Consider the following 16,621-nt stretch of genomic DNA (forward strand, 5'->3'; position numbering starts at 1 on the left):
CTTACTCGGCGGCGGGAGGCGCGGCTTCCTCGACCGGCGCGGCCTCACGCGGCTCACGCTCGGGGCGATCGATCAGCGCCTTCATGGACAGCTTGATGCGACCCTTCTCGTCGGTCTCCAGCACCTTGACCTTGACGACCTGACCTTCCTGCAGGAAGTCAGTCACCTTCTCGACGCGCTGGTGTGCGATCTGGCTGATGTGCAGCAGACCGTCCTTGCCAGGCAGCAGGTTCACGAGCGCACCGAAGTCCAGGATCTTGACGATCGGGCCTTCGTAGACCTTGCCCACTTCGACTTCGGCCGTGATCTCGGCGATGCGCTTCTTGGCCATCTCGGCCTTCTCGGCGTCGGCCGAGGCGATGGTGATGGTGCCGTCTTCGCCGATGTCGATGGTCGTGCCGGTCTCTTCGGTCAGCGCGCGGATGGTTGCGCCGCCCTTGCCGATGACGTCACGGATCTTCTCCGGGTTGATCTTCATCGTGTACAGACGCGGCGCGAACTGCGACACCTCGGTGTTGGCCGTGCCCATGGCCTCGACCATCTTGGACAGGATGTGCAGACGGGCTTCCTTGGCCTGGGCCAGCGCGACCTGCATGATTTCCTTGGTGATGCCCTGGATCTTGATGTCCATCTGCAGGGCGGTGATGCCGGTCGTCGTGCCGGCCACCTTGAAGTCCATGTCGCCCAGGTGATCTTCGTCACCCAGGATGTCGGTCAGCACGGCGAAGCGGTTGGCGTCCTTGATCAGGCCCATGGCGATGCCGGCCACATGGGCCTTCATCGGCACGCCGGCGTCCATCAGTGCCAGGCAGCCGCCGCAGACGGAAGCCATCGACGACGAACCGTTGGACTCGGTGATTTCGGAGACGACGCGCAGCGAGTACGGGAAGTCTTCCTTGCTCGGCAGCGCGGCGATCAGGGCACGCTTGGCCAGGCGGCCGTGGCCGATTTCGCGGCGCTTCGGCGAGCCCACACGGCCCGTCTCGCCGGTGGCGAAGGGGGGCATGTTGTAGTGCATCATGAAGCGGTCTTCGAACTCGCCATCCAGCGCGTCGATACGCTGCGCATCACGGTCCGTGCCGAGCGTGGCGACGACCAGGGCCTGCGTCTCGCCACGCGTGAACAGCGCCGAGCCGTGCGTGCGCGGCAGGATGCCGTTGCGGATCTCGATGGGGCGCACGGTGCGGGTGTCGCGACCATCGATGCGCGGCTCGCCGGCCAGGATCTGGCTGCGGACGATGCGGGCTTCGATCTCGAACAGCAGGCCTTCGACCTCGACCTTGTCGAACGACACGCCTTCGGTGGTCAGCGCGGCGAAGACGTTGGCCGCGGCCGTGCGGCAGGCTTGCGTGCGGGCCTGCTTGGAGCGGATCTGGTAGGCCTCGCGCAGCGGGCCTTCGGCCAGGGCGTTGACCTTGGCGATGAAGGCTTCGTCCTTGGCAGGTGCAGTCCAGTTCCAGGCCGGCTTGCCGGCTTCCTTGACCAGCTCGTTGATCGCGGCGATGGCGACATTGCCCTGCTCATGGCCGAAGACCACGGCACCCAGCATGACTTCTTCCGACAGGCCCGAAGCCTCGGACTCGACCATCAGCACGGCAGCTTGCGTACCGGCGACCACCAGATCCATCTGGCTGTTGGCCAGTTCGGACTTGCTGGGGTTCAGCACGTAGTCACCGTTGACGTAGCCCACGCGGGCAGCGCCGATGGGGCCGTTGAAGGGGATACCGGACACGGCCAGCGCGGCGGACGTGCCGATCATGGCGGCGATGTCGGCCTGCACCTCGGGGTTCAGGCTCACGACGTGGATGACGACCTGGACTTCGTTGAAGAAGCCTTCGGGGAACAGCGGGCGGATCGGGCGGTCGATCAGGCGGCTGGTCAGCGTCTCGTGCTCGCTCGGGCGGCCTTCACGCTTGAAGAAGCTGCCGGGGATCTTGCCGGCGGCATAGGTCTTCTCGAGGTAGTCGACGGTCAGCGGGAAGAAGTCCTGGCCGGCCTTGGCCTCGGTCTTGGCGACCACGGTGGCCAGCACGACGGTGCCTTCGATGTTGACGAGGACGGCGCCGGTGGACTGGCGGGCGATCTCGCCCGTTTCCAGCACGACTTGGTGGCGGCCCCATTGGAAGGACTTGGTGACCTTGTTGAACATGGACATGCTCATTTCTCCTGTTTATGTTGGGCGCTAGTCATCAAACTTGGGCGCCCGGTGAAACCGGAAACGAGGCTGGGTTTGGTCCAGATGCCATTCCAGGGCGACTCTCAAACGGAGCCGTCTTGGAATGATCCGCGACCACGTCAGCTTGGTTCCGGCAAAAAGACGAAGAGCCTGTACTGGGCTTGATGGACCAGACAGGCTCCTCGACGGATTCGCTAGATTACTTGCGCAGGCCCAGCTTCTGGATCAGCGCGACATAACGGTCGGCGTCAACGCGCTTCAGGTAGGCCAGCAGGCTCTTGCGCGTGTTGACCATCTTCAGCAGGCCGCGGCGGCCGTGATGGTCCTTGGCATGCAGCTTGAAGTGGGGGGTCAGCTCGTTGATGCGGGCGGTCAGCAGAGCGACTTGGACTTCGGGGCTACCGGTGTCATTGGCGCTGCGGGCATTGGCCTTGACGATTTCGGCCTTGTTCAGATCGGCGACGGACATTTGTTTTCCTGGGTTTCGGAAGTCCGGCCGGGCGAGACGCAACTGCTGGCGCCGCCTCAGACGGTTTCCGGGGTTGACTTGCGGACACGGGGGAAACCACCCCGAGCCGTGCTGACGTTTCACGCACAAGGCGCAAAACCTGCGGATTGTAGCCCAAGGCGGCCGGGCGCCCAAGCTGCGGCAGGTCAGGCGCGCGAACATGGCGCCAACGATGCGGGCTTCAAGGGCGCCGACCACCCCGCCCTGCAAATGCGTGACTTCATGGGCCCAGCCCCGCCATACCTCTTGAACCACCTTCGCGCCGCCCAATCTCCGCTGCATCGGGTGCTGCTCCCGACCGGTTCAGCAGCGCAAACCAACGGAGTTCCACGATGTTCTATCTGACCCATCCCCGCCATGCGGCGCGCGTGCTGCGCTCCTTCGACGTCGACACCGCCCGCACGCCGGCGCTGGATGTCAGCGAGGACGAGCAGGCCTACCACGTCACGGCCGACCTGCCCGGCGTCGCCAAGGAGGCCGTCAAGGTCCGCGTCGATGGCCGCCGCGTGAGCATCGAGACGACCCCCGACGAGGCCGCACCGGCCGATGGCTCGCGCCTGGTCTACCGCGAACGCCGCGCCGCCCGCTACGCCCGCAGCTTCGCGCTACCGGCCGACGTCGACCAGGGCCGCTCCGAAGCCCGCTTCGACAACGGCGTGCTGACGCTGAAACTGGCCAAGCGTGTCGCCGAGAACGGCGGCTTCCTGACCGTCAACTAAGCGGCTCCGAGCTCCCACCGCGGACGGACTTCGAAGCCGCCGTCGCGCCGGGTCGCAGCCGAGCCGCGCTGTACCCGCAGCGCGGCGGCCATCGCGATCATGGCGCCGTTGTCGGTGCATAGCGACAGCTCGGGGTAGTGCACGCGCACGCCACGCTTGGCGCAGACCGCATTCAGCTGCTCGCGCAGCTTCGCATTCGCGCCGACGCCACCGGCGACGACGAGGCGCTTCAAGCCCGTGGCCTTCAGCGCCAACAACGACTTCTTGACAAGCACTTCCACGATGGCAGCCTGTGTCGATGCCGCCAGGTCCGCCTTCGTCTGCTCGCACGGCGAGTCACCGATCTTCTTCACCTGCGTCAGCACGGCCGTCTTCAGGCCGGCGAAGCTGAAGTCCGGCTTGCCGCTGTGCAGCAGCGGCCTCGGCAGGTCGAACGCTTCCGGGTTGCCGAACTCGGCCATGCGCGCCAGGTGCGGGCCGCCCGGATACGGCAGGCCCAGCAGCTTGGCACTTTTGTCGAAAGCCTCCCCGGCCGCGTCGTCGATGGTCTCGCCGAGGATCTCGTAGGCGCCCACGTCGTCCACCCGCATCAGCTGCGTGTGGCCACCGCTGACGAGCAGCGCAACGAACGGGAACTCGGGCGGGTCGGCGCTGAGGAACGGCGACAGCAGATGCCCTTCCAGATGATGGATGGGCAGCGCCGGCACGTCCAGCGCCGCGGCCAACGATACGGCCACGCCCGCACCCACGAGCAATGCGCCCGCGAGCCCGGGGCCTTGCGTGTAGGCAACAAGGTCCACGTCTGCCAGCGTGCAGCCGGCCTGCGCCAGCACCTCGCGCGCCAGCGGCAGCACGCGCCGTACGTGGTCGCGCGAAGCCAGCTCGGGCACGACGCCGCCGTAGGCCTGGTGCATCGCGATCTGGCTGTGCAGCGCCTGGGCGACGAGCCGCGGCGCGGCGCGGCCGCTGACCTCGACGAGCGCGACGCCCGTCTCGTCGCAGGACGACTCGAAGCCCAAGATACGGGTGACGCTCACTTGCCCTCTTTGGCGTGGTTGATCGAGTACTTGGGGATCTCGACCGTCACGTCCTGCTGGCCGAGGATGGCCTGGCAGGACAGCCGCGAGTCGGGTTCCAGGCCCCAGGCGCGGTCCAGCATGTCTTCCTCGCCCTCCTCCATCTCGGACAGCGAGCGCCCGCCCTGGCGCACGATGACGTGGCAGGTCGTGCAGGCACAGACCTGGTCGCAGGCGTGCTCGATGTGGATGTCGTGGTCCAGCAGCGCCTCGCAGATCGACGTGCCGGGCGGCGCTGTGACGGTCGCGCCCTGCGGGCAGTACTCGGCGTGCGGCAGGATGGTGATGACGGGCATGGTGACGGGTCTCAGAGCTGGCTGACATCGCGGCCCGTGAGGGCGCGGGCGATGGAGCGGTTCATGCGTTCGGCGGCAAAGGCTTCGGTGGCTTCAGCCAGGGCTTTCGTGGCGGCTTCGATCGCATCGGCGTCTTCAGCCATGGCGGCCAGCGCGGTCAGGCGCACTTCGAGCGACTCGCGCTCCGGCGCGGAAAGCAGGTCGCCATCTGCGGCAAGTGCGCTGCGCGTCGCCAGCACCATGCGCTCAGCCTCCACACGGGCCTCGCGCAGCTTGCGCGCCGCCATGTCGCCCTCGGCGCTGGTGAAGCCGTCCTTCAGCATGCCGGCGATTTGGTCGTCAGACAGGCCGTAGCTGGGCTTCACGGTGATGGCCGCCTGCACGCCCGAGGTCAGCTCCTCGGCCGACACGCTGAGCAGGCCGTCCGCATCGACCTGGAAGCTGACACGGATGCGCGCGGCCCCGGCGGCCATCGGCGGAATGCCTCGCAGCTCGAAGCGCGCGAGGGACCGGCATTCGCTGACCAGCTCGCGCTCGCCCTGCACGACATGGACCGCCAGCGCCGTCTGGCCGTCCTTGAAGGTCGTGAAGTCCTGCGCCTTGGCGACCGGGATGGTCGAGTTGCGCTCAATGACGCGCTCCACCAGACCACCCATCGTCTCCAGGCCCAGTGACAGCGGAATGACGTCCAGCAGCAGGATCTCGCCATCGGCCGCATTGCCGGCGAGCTGGTTGGCCTGGATGGCGGCTCCGAGCGCGACGACCTCATCGGGGTTCAGGTTGGTCAGCACCTCGCGGCCGAACAGCTCGCTGACTGCGCGACGCACGACCGGCATGCGCGTGGATCCGCCAACCATGACGGCGCCCTGCACATCCGCCGGCTTGACCTTGGCATCGCGCAGCACGCGCTTCACGGCAGACAGCGTCCTGGCGATCAGCGACTGCGCGAGCTCCTCGAACTGGGCGCGGGTGACTGTCACGCGCAGCTCGCCGGCGTCCAGCGCCGCGACGAGTTCGGCCGACTCGACATCCGACAGGACCTCCTTAGCTGCCCGAGCCGCGACGAGGACGGCGCGCTTGTCGTGAGCGGACTCCACGACCCGCCCCGCCAGCGCCCAGTCGGCCAGCGCACGGTCGAAATCGTCGCCGCCCAGCGCGGCGTCGCCGCCAGTCGCCACGACCTCGAAGACGCCCTTGGTCAGGCGCAGCAGCGAGATGTCGAAGGTGCCACCGCCCAGGTCGTAGACGGCGTAGAGCCCTTCGCTGGCGTTGTCCAGCCCGTAGGCGATAGCCGCGGCGGTGGGCTCGTTGATGAGGCGCAGCACCTTGAGGCCGGCCAACTCGGCCGCGTCCTTGGTCGCCTGGCGCTGGGCGTCGTCGAAGTAGGCCGGCACCGTGATGACGGCACCGAACAGGTCGTCGTTGAACGTGTCCTCGGCTCGAAAGCGCAACGTCGCCAGGATCTCAGCCGACACCTCGACGGGGCTCTTGACGCCTTCGCGCGTGGTGATGCCCAGCATGCCCGGCCGGTCCTCGAAGCGGTAGGGCAGCCGCTCGCGGTGGGCCACGTCGGCCACGCCGCGCCCCATGAAGCGCTTGACGGAAACGATGGTGTTCTCGGGGTCCTCAGCCTGCGCGGCCAGCGCATCGGCGCCGATCTGGCGGCGGCCTTCCGGCAGGTAGCGCACGGCGGACGGCAAGATGACGCGGCCCTGCTCATCCGGCAGGCATTCGGCCACGCCGTGGCGCACGGCTGCAACCAGAGAGTGCGTCGTGCCCAGGTCGATGCCGACGGCGATGCGGCGCTGATGCGGGTCGGGCGAGGCGCCGGGTTCGGAGATTTGAAGAAGAGCCATGGGATCAGGCATCCAAAGCGGCCAGCCGCTTGTCGATGTCGGCGCGAAAGCGCTGGATGAACATCAAGGCACGCACCTGGGAGGCGGCGGCGGGCGCGTCGCCCGCCTCGTCCAGCAAGGTCCGGGCCCGCTCGAGCGCGGCGGTTTCGGCACGGGCCGCCTCGTCGTCCAGCGCCTGTAGTGAAGCTTCGTCCGCGGCGTCGTCCAGCGCCTCGCGCCAGGTCATCTGCTGCATCAGGAAGGCCGGCGGCATCTGCGTGTTGTTCTCGGCCTGCACGGGCGCGCCGCGCAGCTCGCACAGGTAGGCAGCGCGGGCCAGCGGGTCACGCAGGCGCTGGTAGGCCTCGTTGACACGCATGGCCCATTGCATGGCCACGCGCTGCGCAGCGGCACCATCTGCCGCAAAACGGTCGGGGTGAACCTCCGCCTGCAAAGCCTTCCAGCGCGCGTCAATGGCTGCGCGATCCTGCACCTGTCGTTCGGGCAGGCCGAAGAGCTGGAAGTCGTTGTCGGTCAGACGCATGATGATCGAGAAGAAAGCAAAAAGCGCGGCCGGTGCCGCGCTCAGCGAAAGAGCCCGCCACCACTCACACGCGGAATGACTCGCCGCAGCCGCAACGGTCCTTCTCCCGCGGATTGCGGAACTTGAAGCCTTCGTTGAGGCCCTCGCGGACGAAGTCCAGCTCGGTGCCATCGAGGTAGGGCAGGCTCTTAGGGTCAATGAGGATCTTCACCTCGTGGCCCTCGAAGACCACGTCCTCCGGCGCCGCCTCGTCGGCATATTCGAGCTTGTAGGCCAGGCCCGAGCATCCGGTCGTCTTGACGCCCAGGCGCACGCCGATACCCTTGCCGCGCTTGGCGATGTAGCGCTTGACGTGGCGGGCTGCAGCTTCGGTCAGGGTGACGGACATGGGCTCAGGCCGTGGTCGTGGCGTGCTTGGCACGGTAGTCGTCCACCGCCGCCTTGATGGCGTCCTCGGCCAGGATGGAGCAGTGGATCTTGACCGGCGGCAGCGCCAGTTCTTCGGCGATCTGCGTGTTCTTGATCGTCAGCGCCTCATCCAGCGTCTTGCCCTTCACCCACTCGGTCACTAGCGAGCTAGAGGCGATGGCCGAGCCGCAGCCGTAGGTCTTGAACTTGGCATCCTCGATCTTGCCGGTCGCCGGATTGACCTTGATCTGCAGCTTCATGACGTCGCCGCAGGCCGGGGCGCCGACCATGCCGGTGCCGACGTCTTCGTCGCCGTTGTCGAACTTGCCGACGTTGCGCGGGTTTTCGTAGTGGTCAACGACTTTGTCGCTATATGCCATGTTGTTCTCCTCAGTGGGCTGCCCACTGGATGGTGCTCAGGTCCACGCCGTCCTTGTACATATCCCACAGCGGGGACAGCTCGCGCAGCTTGGCAACCCGGTCGGTCAGCACGCTGATGGCGTAGTCGATCTCTTCTTCGGTCGTGAAGCGGCCAATGGTCATGCGCAGCGAGCTGTGCGCCAGCTCGTCGCTGCGGCCCAGCGCGCGCAGAACGTAGCTGGGCTCCAGGCTAGCCGACGTGCAGGCGGAGCCGGACGACACCGCCAGCCCCTTGACACCCATGATCAACGACTCGCCCTCGACGAAGTTAAACGAGATGTTCAGGTTGTGAGGCACGCGCTGTTCGAGGTCACCGTTAATGAAGGTCTGCTCGATGCCGGAGAGGCCGTTCACAAGGCGGTTGTGCAGCGCACGAATGCGTTCGCTCTCCGCGCCCATCTCCTCGCGGGCAATGCGGAAGGCCTCGCCCATGCCGACGATCTGGTGCACCGGCAGCGTGCCCGAGCGCATGCCACGCTCGTGGCCGCCGCCGTGCATCTGCGCTTCCAGGCGCACGCGCGGCTTGCGGCGCACATACAGGGCACCGATGCCCTTGGGGCCGTAGGTCTTGTGCGAGGCCAGGCTCATCAGGTCGATGGGTAGCTGCGTCAGGTCGATCTGAACCTTGCCGGTCGCCTGGGCCGCGTCGACGTGGAAGATGATGCCGCGCTCGCGGCACAGATTGCCCAGTGCGACGACGTCCTGGATGACGCCGATCTCGTTGTTCACGTACATGACGGACGCCAGGATGGTGTCCGGCCGCAGCGCGGCCTTGAAGGCCTCCAGGTCGACGAGGCCGTTCTCCAGCACGTCGAGATAGGTCACGTCGAAGCCCTGGCGCTCCAGCTCACGCATCGTGTCGAGCACGGCCTTGTGCTCGGTCTTCACCGTGATGAGGTGCTTGCCGCGCGTCTTGTAGAACTGCGCAGCACCCTTCAGCGCGAGGTTGTTGGACTCGGTGGCGCCGGACGTCCAGACGATCTCGCGCGGGTCGGCACCAATCAGCTCGGCGACCTGCGTGCGCGCCTTCTCGACCGCCTCTTCCGCTTCCCAGCCCCAGGCATGGCTGCGCGATGCCGGGTTGCCGAAATGCTCGCGCAGCCAGGGGATCATCGCGTCCACCACACGGGGATCGCACGGCGTCGTGGCGCCGTAGTCGAGGTAGATCGGGAAATGCGGGGTCATGTCCATGGAACGACTGCTTGTTTTGAGTTCTTGTCTTACTTGCTGAACGCGCCGCCTAGGGCGAACACCGAGTTCGGCGCGGTCACGCGGATGGGCTTGAGCACCGGCTGGCTGGAGATCGCCCGCTTGACCGGCGCCGCCTCGACCTCGAAGCCCTTGGCCAGTTGCTCGTCGGCCAGCTTGCGCAGCGACACGCTGTCGAGGTACTCGATCATCTTGGCGTTCAGGTTGGTCCAGAGCTCATGGGTGATGCAGCGGCCGCTGTCCTCGCCCATGCAGTTCTCCTTGCCGCCGCAACCGGTGGCGTCCAGCGCCTCGTCTACGGCGACGATGATGTCGGCCACGGTGATGTCCTCGGCTTTGCGGCCCAGCGAGTAGCCGCCGCCAGGTCCGCGGGTGCTTTCCACGAGCTCATGGCGGCGCAGCTTGCCGAACAGCTGCTCAAGATAGGACAGCGAGATCTGCTGACGCTGGCTAATCGCCGCCAACGCGACGGGGCCGGTGTTCTCGCGCAGGGCCAGGTCCAACATGGCGGTGACCGCAAACCGACCTTTGGTGGTGAGACGCATAAAAACTCCTTGGCGAGCCGCCGAACCCAGGGTCAGGCGAACGGTTTCGGGTTACCCCGTACTCACGGGACAATAGCCGAGCGATTCATTTCCGATGATTTTACTCGACTACACGACCGCTCTCAGGGTTGGGGCGATAGCCCGGGTTTCAACCGGGTCTTTGCTGCAGCGCAGCAGTCAGCGCGCGGAACCGGCCTTGCGCGCCGACTCCAGCGGCACGATGTTGTCGTGCACGCGGGCGCCAAACGCCTGCTCGCGCAGTTGGGCCAGCTGGTCCCGCAGGCGTGCCGCCTTCTCGAATTCGAGGTTGCGGGCGTGCTCCAGCATCTGCTTTTCCAGCTGGGCGATACGTTTGGCCAGATCCTTTTCCGACAAGTCCTCGACCTGCGCCGCGGCGAGCAGCTTCGCGTCGTCCCGACCGGCCTCTTCCGAATAGACGCCGTCGATCAGGTCCTTGATCCGCTTTTGCACGCTGCGCGGCGTGATGCCGTTCTCCGCGTTGAAGGCGATCTGCTTTGCGCGGCGCCGCTCGGTCTCGCCGATGGCCTTCTTCATGGAGTCGGTGATCCTGTCCGCGTACAGGATGGCCTTGCCGTTCAGATTACGCGCTGCGCGGCCGATTGTCTGGATCAGGCTGCGCTCCGCCCGCAGGAAGCCTTCCTTGTCGGCGTCCAGGATGGCTACCAGCGAGACCTCGGGAATGTCCAGGCCCTCGCGCAGGAGGTTGATTCCCACCAGCACGTCGAAGGCACCCAGCCGCAGGTCGCGCAGGATCTCGACGCGCTCCACGGTGTCCACGTCGGAGTGCAGGTAGCGCACCTTGACTCCGTTGTCGCTGAGATAGTCCGTCAGCTGCTCAGCCATGCGCTTGGTCAGCGTCGTGATCAGCACACGCTCGTTGACATCGACCCGCTCTCGGATCTCCTGCAGAACGTCGTCGACCTGGTGCGTGGCCGGCCGAACCTCGACGATCGGGTCCACCAGGCCGGTCGGCCGCACGACCTGCTCCACGACCTGGCCGGCGTTGTCCTGCTCGTACTGCCCGGGCGTGGCCGACACGAAGACGGCCTGGCGCATCTTGCGCTCGAACTCGGCGAACTTCAGCGGCCGGTTGTCCAGCGCCGACGGCAGGCGGAAGCCGTACTCCACCAGCGTGGTCTTGCGCGCCCGGTCACCGTTGTACATGCCGCCGAACTGGCCAATCAGCACGTGGCTTTCGTCCAGGAACATGACGGCGTCCGGCGGCAGGTAGTCCACCAGCGTCGGCGGCGGATCGCCCGGCTGGGCTCCGGAAAGGTGCCTCGTGTAGTTCTCGATGCCCTTGCAGTGACCGACTTCCTGCAGCATCTCCAGGTCGAAGCGGGTGCGCTGCTCGATGCGCTGCGCCTCCACCAGCTTGCCTTCCTTGACGAAGAAGTCGACGCGCTCGCGCAGCTCCTGCTTGATCGCCTCTGCGGCCGCGAGCACGCGCTCGCGCGGCGTCACATAGTGGCTGCTGGGGTAGACGGTGAAGCGCGGGATCTTCTGGCGGATCTTGCCCGTCAGCGGATCGAACAGCGACAGGCCCTCCACCTCGTCGTCGAACAGCTCAATGCGAAGCGCCAGCTCCGAATGCTCGGCCGGGAAGACGTCGATGGTGTCGCCGCGCACGCGGAAGTGGCCGCGGCTGAACTCCATCTCGTTGCGCGTGTACTGCATGCGGATCAGGTGCGCAATGACGTCGCGCTGACCCATCTTGTCGCCCACGCGCAGCGTCATGACCATCTGGTGGTAGTCCGCAGGCGAGCCGATGCCGTAGATGGCCGACACCGACGCGACAATGACCACGTCGCGCCGCTCCAGCAGGCTCTTCGTGCAGGAGAGCCGCATCTGCTCGATGTGCTCGTTGATCGCGCTGTCCTTCTCGATGAACAGGTCGCGCTGCGGCACGTAGGCCTCGGGCTGGTAGTAGTCGTAATAGCTGACGAAGTACTCGACCGCGTTCTTCGGAAAGAAATCCTTGAACTCGCTGTAAAGCTGCGCGGCCAGCGTCTTGTTGGGCGCAAAGACGATGGCCGGCCGGCCCAGCCGGGCGATGACGTTGGCCATCGTGAAGGTCTTGCCGGAGCCCGTCACGCCCAACAGCGTCTGGTAGCTCAGGCCGTCGTTCACACCCTCCACGAGCCGGGCGATGGCGGTCGGCTGATCCCCCGCCGGAGGGAAAGGCTGGAACAGTTGGAACGGGGAGCCTTCGAAGCTGACGAATTCGCCCTTGCGTTCCTCGGTGTCACCCTCGGGGGTGGCGATGGCGTTCAGCGCGTCTTGCATGGGGGAATCCTGGGAAAATCGGCGGCTTGCGCAATCCGTCAGCCTATCGCAGAGCCTGACCTGCCGCCCTCCCCCTGCTGCCAACGCCCTTTCAGGAATCCGCCATGTCTTTGTTCGCCGACGTCACTTTGGCCCCCCGTGACCCCATCCTGGGCCTGAACGAGCAGTTCAACGCCGACACCCGCCCCGGCAAGGTCAACCTCGGCGTGGGCGTCTACTACGACGAGAACGGCAAGCTGCCGCTGCTGAAGTGCGTGCAGGAGGCCGAGAAGGCGATGGCCGCCGCGCCCAAGCCGCGCGGCTATCTGCCCATCGACGGCATCGCCGCCTATGACAAGGCCGTGCAAAAGCTGGTCTTCGGCAGCGAACTGAAGCATGTCGCCACCGTCCAGGCCCTCGGCGGCACTGGCGCGCTCAAGGTCGGCGCCGACTTCCTGAAGCATCTGACGCCCGGCGCCAAGGTGCTGATCTCCGACCCGAGCTGGGAGAACCACCGCGCGCTGTTCACACAGGCCGGCTTCACCGTCGAAACCTATCCCTACTACGACGCCGCCAAGAAGGGCATCAACTTCGACGGCATGCTGGCCGCGCTGAACGCGGCGCCGGCCGGCACCGTCGTCGTGCTGCACGCCTGCTGCCACAACCCGACCGGCTACGACATCACGGCCGCGCAATGGGCCCAGGTCGTCGCCACCGTCAAGGCCCGTGGCCTGACGCCGTTCCTGGACATGGCCTACCAGGGCTTCGGCTTCGGCCTCAAGGAAGACGGTGAGGCGGTGCGTCAGTTTATGGCCGCCGGCATCGGCTTCTTTGTGTCGACCAGCTTCTCCAAGAGCTTCTCGCTGTACGGCGAGCGCGTCGGCGCACTGAGCGTCGTCTGCACCGGCGACGAGGAAGCGACGCGCGTACTTTCGCAGCTGAAGATCATGATCCGCACGAACTACTCCAACCCGCCGACGCATGGCGCCCAGGTCGTAGCCGCCGTGCTGTCCGACGACAAGCTGCGCGCGATGTGGGAGGAGGAGCTGGCCGGCATGCGCGTGCGCATCAAGGCCATGCGCTCGGCGCTGGTGAGCGCGCTGAAGGCCGCCGGCATCACGCAGGACCTGGGCTTCGTGACCGAGCAGCTGGGCATGTTCAGCTACTCGGGCCTCAGCGCCGCCCAGATGCAGCGCCTGCGCAACGAGTTCGGCGTCTATGGCGTGGACTCGGGCCGCATCTGCGTCGCCGCGCTGAACGAGGGCAACCTGCCGACCGTCGCGGCCGGCATGGCGGCCGTCATGAAGGGCTGAGCACGCACCGTTGAAGTGCGGAGGATTGGCGGTTTGACCGCCAATCCATGTTGCAGCGCACAATGCTGCAACCGTTTTCTGGCACCATCAACGCTCCATCTCCGTTTCCAAGGCCGCCATGCTGTACCAGCTCTTCGAAACCCAGCGCGCCCTGCTCAGCCCGTTCTCGGAGTTCGCCGCCGCGTCGGCCAAGCTCTACAGCCACCCGCTGTCGCCCTTTGCGCACACGCCGATGGCGCAGAGGCTGTCGGCCGGCCTGGACCTGGCGCACCGCCTCGCCAAGGACTACGAGAAGCCCCAGTTCGACATCAAGACGGTCGAGGTGGACGGCGTCGACGTGGCCGTGCAGGAGCTGGTGGCGCTGGAGAAGCCGTTCTGCCGGTTGCTGCGCTTCAAGCGCTACACCGATGATCAGGCCGTGCTGGCCAAGATGAAGGACCAGCCCACGGTGCTGGTCGTGGCGCCGCTGTCAGGCCACCACAGCACGCTTCTGCGCGACACCGTCCGCCAGTTGCTGAAGGACCACAAGGTCTACATCACCGACTGGACCGACGCTCGCATGGTCCCGCTGGAGGTGGGTCCGTTCCACCTGGACGACTACATCTTCTACGTGCAGGACTTCATCCGCCTCATCGGCGGCGCGGACTGCCACGTCATCTCCGTCTGCCAGCCCACCGTGCCCGTGTTGGCCGCCATCTCGCTGATGGCCAGCAACGGCGAGCCGACGCCGCGCAGCATGACGATGATGGGCGGCCCCATCGACGCCCGCAAGAGCCCAACGGCGGTCAACAACCTGGCGATGAACCGCAGCTTCAGCTGGTTCGAGAACAACGTCATCTACCGCGTGCCGACCAACTTCCCCGGCGCCGGCCGCGCGGTCTACCCGGGCTTCCTGCAACACACCGGTTTCGTCGCGATGAATCCGGACCGCCACCTGTCTTCGCACTACGACTACTTCCTGGACCTGGTGCGCGGCGATGACGAGGGCGCCGAGGCCCACCGCCGCTTCTACGATGAATACAACGCCGTGCTGGACATGCCGGCCGAGTACTACCTGGATACGATCAAGACCGTGTTCCAGGACTTCGCGCTAGTCAACGGTACCTGGGAAGTGGAGGGCCAGTTCGTGCGTCCGCAGGACATCAAGACCACCGCGCTGCTGACCGTCGAGGGCGAGCTGGACGACATCTCAGGCGCCGGCCAGACGCGTGCGGCGCACGACCTCTGCTCGGGCGTAGCCAAGGAACACCAGGTTCACTATGACGCGGTCGGCGCCGGCCACTATGGCATCTTCTCGGGCCGCCGCTGGCGCGACAACGTCTACCCGCAGGTGCGCGACTTCATCGCCAAATACGAAGCCGCACCGTTGAAGAAGACGGCCAAGGCCCCCGTCAAGGTGGCGGCCAAGCCGGCCGCGCCAGCCCGCAAGCGCCGCGCGTGAGCCTCGCGGACCGCATCGACGCCGCGCTACCGCAGACCCAGTGCACCCGGTGCGGCTACCCGGACTGCCGGGCCTATGCCGAGGCCGTGGCCGCCGGTGATGCAAATATCAACCAATGCCCGCCGGGCGGCGCCGAGGGCGTGACGCGGCTCGCCGCCCTCACCCACCGCCCCGCCCTACCGCTGAACCCAGCCAACGGCGTGGAGGCGACGAGGGGCGTGGCCGTCATCGACGAGGCCTGGTGCATCGGCTGCACGCTGTGCATCAAGGCATGCCCGGTCGACTGCATCGTCGGCGCGCCGAAGGCCATGCACGTCGTCGTCGCCGCGCAGTGCACCGGCTGCGAGCTATGCGTGCCGGTCTGCCCGGTGGACTGCATCTCCATGCCCGAGGTCACAGTGACCACCGGCTGGGCTGCCTGGAGCCAGCCGCAGGCCGACGAGGCGCGCGAGCGCTATGCCTTCCATCAGTTCCGCCGCCAGCGCGATGTGCAGGAGAACGACGCACGTCTGATGGCCAAGGCCGAAGCCAAACTGGCCGATGTCGCCGCCGCCTCTGTCATCACGGACCCGGCGATGCTCGACCGCAAGCGCGCCATCATCGAGGCCGCGCTGGCTCGGGCCCGTGCCAAACGGACCTGACAATGCCGGCATGAACGCCGCGCAGATCGACCGCTTCTTCGCCACGCTGAAGGCCGCCAACCCGGCACCGCAGACCGAGCTGGAATTCGCCAGCGTCTTCGAGCTGCTGACGGCCGTGCTGCTGTCGGCCCAGGCCACCGACGTCGGCGTCAACAAGGCCACACGGCGCCTGTTTGCCGTGGCCAACGCGCCGGCGCAGATCCTCGCCCTCGGCACCGAAGGGCTGGAGGCCTACATCAAGACCATCGGCCTGTACCGCAGCAAGGCGCGACACCTGCTGGAGACGTGCCGCATCCTGATCGACCAGCACGGCGGCGAGGTGCCCCGCTCGCGCGAGGCGCTGGAGGCGCTGCCGGGCGTCGGCCGCAAGACCGCCAACGTCGTGCTGAACGTGGCCTTCGGCGAGCCGACGATGGCCGTGGATACCCACATCTTCCGCGTCAGCAATCGCACGGGCCTCGCACTCGGCAAGACGCCGCTGGCCGTTGAGCTGGGCCTGCTGGAACGCGTACCCGAGGCCTACCTCGTGGACGCACACCACTGGCTTATCCTGCATGGCCGCTACGTCTGCCAGGCGCGCCGCCCGCTGTGCGAGGCCTGCGCCGTCGTCAACGAATGCGACCACGGCCGGCACCTAAAATCCGCCACCGCCTGATTCCAACTCCGCCATGGCCAGCCTGACCGACCTGACCGACCGCGTCGAACGCCTGCTGTTGCGCCACGACGAAATCTCCCGGACCAATGCCCTGCTGCAGGAGCAGATCGCGACCCTCACACAGGAGCGCGACAGCCTGCGTTCGCGCCTGAACGCGGCCCGCGCGCGCGTGGACGCGCTGCTGGAACGCCTGCCGGTCGAAGCCCCCAAGGAACAAGAGCAGCCATGAAGCAGATGGAAGTCACCATCATGGGCCAGAGCTACCTGCTCGGCTGTCCGGAAGGCGGCGAGGCCGCGCTGGCGGCCGCCGTGGCCCAGGTGGACCGCGAGATGAGCGCCATCCGCGATGCGGGCAAGGTCAAGGCGCGCGAGCGCATCGCCGTGCTGGCCGCATTGAACCTCGCCTACCAGCTGGCCGACGCACCCCGCGAAGCGCCGGCGGCGCCAGCCGGTTCACCGGACATCGCGTCGCCCGACCTCGACGCCCTGATCAAGCGCCTCGACGAGGCGCTGGGCCACGACGGCCAGCTGCTCTAGGCGCCAGCGGTT

Annotated in this window: 18 protein-coding genes; 7 read left to right on the forward strand and 11 right to left on the reverse strand. The window is 66.8% G+C overall.

The window, feature by feature from the left end; all coding sequences use genetic code 11:
• Window position 1: 1 nt before the first annotated feature.
• Both pnp and rpsO read right to left on the reverse strand, forming a co-directional pair.
• Window positions 2-2,155, reverse strand: coding sequence for a polyribonucleotide nucleotidyltransferase (gene pnp, locus LXT13_RS16395; protein ID WP_233373035.1), 2,154 nt, complete (start codon window positions 2,153-2,155; stop codon window positions 2-4).
• Window positions 2,156-2,375: 220 nt separating this feature from the next.
• Window positions 2,376-2,645 (reverse strand): 30S ribosomal protein S15, encoded by a 270-nt coding sequence (gene rpsO / locus LXT13_RS16400; RefSeq protein WP_233373036.1) that lies wholly within the window; start codon window positions 2,643-2,645, stop codon window positions 2,376-2,378.
• A 371-nt stretch (window positions 2,646-3,016) separates the two neighbouring features.
• Here rpsO and LXT13_RS16405 point away from each other — a divergent pair, with 371 nt between their 5' ends.
• Window positions 3,017-3,403 (forward strand): Hsp20/alpha crystallin family protein, encoded by a 387-nt coding sequence (locus tag LXT13_RS16405; RefSeq protein WP_233373037.1) that lies wholly within the window; start codon window positions 3,017-3,019, stop codon window positions 3,401-3,403.
• Here LXT13_RS16405 and tsaD read toward each other — a convergent pair.
• The 9 genes from tsaD to uvrB form a co-directional block, all read right to left on the reverse strand.
• Window positions 3,400-4,440 carry a tRNA (adenosine(37)-N6)-threonylcarbamoyltransferase complex transferase subunit TsaD gene (gene tsaD, locus LXT13_RS16410; protein WP_233373038.1) on the reverse strand — a complete coding sequence of 347 codons (1,041 nt, stop codon included), beginning with the start codon at window positions 4,438-4,440 and terminating at the stop codon, window positions 3,400-3,402. The two genes, LXT13_RS16405 and tsaD, sit on opposite strands and share 4 nt — an antisense overlap.
• A complete protein-coding gene (gene fdx / locus LXT13_RS16415) occupies window positions 4,437-4,775 on the reverse strand; it encodes an ISC system 2Fe-2S type ferredoxin (RefSeq protein WP_233373039.1) in 339 nt (112 codons plus the stop codon). Before fdx ends, tsaD begins: the two co-directional genes overlap by 4 nt.
• 11 nt (window positions 4,776-4,786) lie before the next feature.
• Window positions 4,787-6,631, reverse strand: coding sequence for a Fe-S protein assembly chaperone HscA (gene hscA, locus LXT13_RS16420; RefSeq protein WP_233373040.1), 1,845 nt, complete (start codon window positions 6,629-6,631; stop codon window positions 4,787-4,789).
• Between the two features lie 4 nt (window positions 6,632-6,635).
• A complete protein-coding gene (gene hscB, locus LXT13_RS16425; protein ID WP_233373041.1) occupies window positions 6,636-7,154 on the reverse strand; it encodes a Fe-S protein assembly co-chaperone HscB in 519 nt (172 codons plus the stop codon).
• A gap of 64 nt (window positions 7,155-7,218) precedes the next feature.
• Window positions 7,219-7,542 (reverse strand): iron-sulfur cluster assembly protein IscA, encoded by a 324-nt coding sequence (iscA, locus tag LXT13_RS16430; protein ID WP_233373042.1) that lies wholly within the window; start codon window positions 7,540-7,542, stop codon window positions 7,219-7,221.
• Window positions 7,543-7,546: 4 nt separating this feature from the next.
• Window positions 7,547-7,942 (reverse strand): Fe-S cluster assembly scaffold IscU, encoded by a 396-nt coding sequence (gene iscU / locus LXT13_RS16435; protein WP_233373043.1) that lies wholly within the window; start codon window positions 7,940-7,942, stop codon window positions 7,547-7,549.
• A gap of 10 nt (window positions 7,943-7,952) precedes the next feature.
• Window positions 7,953-9,173 (reverse strand): IscS subfamily cysteine desulfurase, encoded by a 1,221-nt coding sequence (locus LXT13_RS16440; protein WP_233373044.1) that lies wholly within the window; start codon window positions 9,171-9,173, stop codon window positions 7,953-7,955.
• Between the two features lie 29 nt (window positions 9,174-9,202).
• Window positions 9,203-9,736: a Fe-S cluster assembly transcriptional regulator IscR gene (gene iscR, locus LXT13_RS16445; protein WP_025563988.1), complete on the reverse strand. Its 534-nt coding sequence runs from the start codon at window positions 9,734-9,736 to the stop codon at window positions 9,203-9,205.
• A gap of 177 nt (window positions 9,737-9,913) precedes the next feature.
• Window positions 9,914-12,043, reverse strand: a complete 2,130-nt coding sequence (gene uvrB, locus LXT13_RS16450; protein WP_233373045.1) for an excinuclease ABC subunit UvrB — start codon at window positions 12,041-12,043, stop codon at window positions 9,914-9,916.
• A gap of 104 nt (window positions 12,044-12,147) precedes the next feature.
• On the opposite strand from uvrB, the gene LXT13_RS16455 reads away from it, so the two are divergent.
• The 6 genes from LXT13_RS16455 to LXT13_RS16480 all read left to right on the forward strand — a co-directional run bounded on the left by LXT13_RS16455 (window position 12,148) and on the right by LXT13_RS16480 (window position 16,609).
• Window positions 12,148-13,335 (forward strand): amino acid aminotransferase, encoded by a 1,188-nt coding sequence (locus tag LXT13_RS16455; RefSeq protein ID WP_233373046.1) that lies wholly within the window; start codon window positions 12,148-12,150, stop codon window positions 13,333-13,335.
• A gap of 118 nt (window positions 13,336-13,453) precedes the next feature.
• Window positions 13,454-14,776, forward strand: a complete 1,323-nt coding sequence (locus LXT13_RS16460) for a polyhydroxyalkanoate depolymerase (protein WP_233373047.1) — start codon at window positions 13,454-13,456, stop codon at window positions 14,774-14,776.
• Window positions 14,773-15,417, forward strand: a complete 645-nt coding sequence (rsxB, locus tag LXT13_RS16465; RefSeq protein WP_233373048.1) for an electron transport complex subunit RsxB — start codon at window positions 14,773-14,775, stop codon at window positions 15,415-15,417. Before LXT13_RS16460 ends, rsxB begins: the two co-directional genes overlap by 4 nt.
• A 10-nt stretch (window positions 15,418-15,427) precedes the next feature.
• Window positions 15,428-16,072, forward strand: a complete 645-nt coding sequence (gene nth / locus LXT13_RS16470; RefSeq protein WP_233373049.1) for an endonuclease III — start codon at window positions 15,428-15,430, stop codon at window positions 16,070-16,072.
• A 13-nt stretch (window positions 16,073-16,085) separates the two neighbouring features.
• Window positions 16,086-16,301 carry a DUF904 domain-containing protein gene (locus tag LXT13_RS16475; RefSeq protein WP_233373050.1) on the forward strand — a complete coding sequence of 72 codons (216 nt, stop codon included), beginning with the start codon at window positions 16,086-16,088 and terminating at the stop codon, window positions 16,299-16,301.
• The gene (locus LXT13_RS16480) at window positions 16,298-16,609 is read left to right on the forward strand and encodes a cell division protein ZapA (RefSeq protein WP_233373051.1); all 312 of its coding nucleotides are present in this window, start codon (window positions 16,298-16,300) and stop codon (window positions 16,607-16,609) included. The genes LXT13_RS16475 and LXT13_RS16480 overlap by 4 nt, the downstream gene beginning before the upstream one ends.
• Window positions 16,610-16,621 lie beyond the last annotated feature (12 nt).

This window comes from Pelomonas cellulosilytica, from assembly GCF_021353265.1.
Classification (GTDB): domain Bacteria; phylum Pseudomonadota; class Gammaproteobacteria; order Burkholderiales; family Burkholderiaceae_C; genus Pelomonas; species Pelomonas cellulosilytica.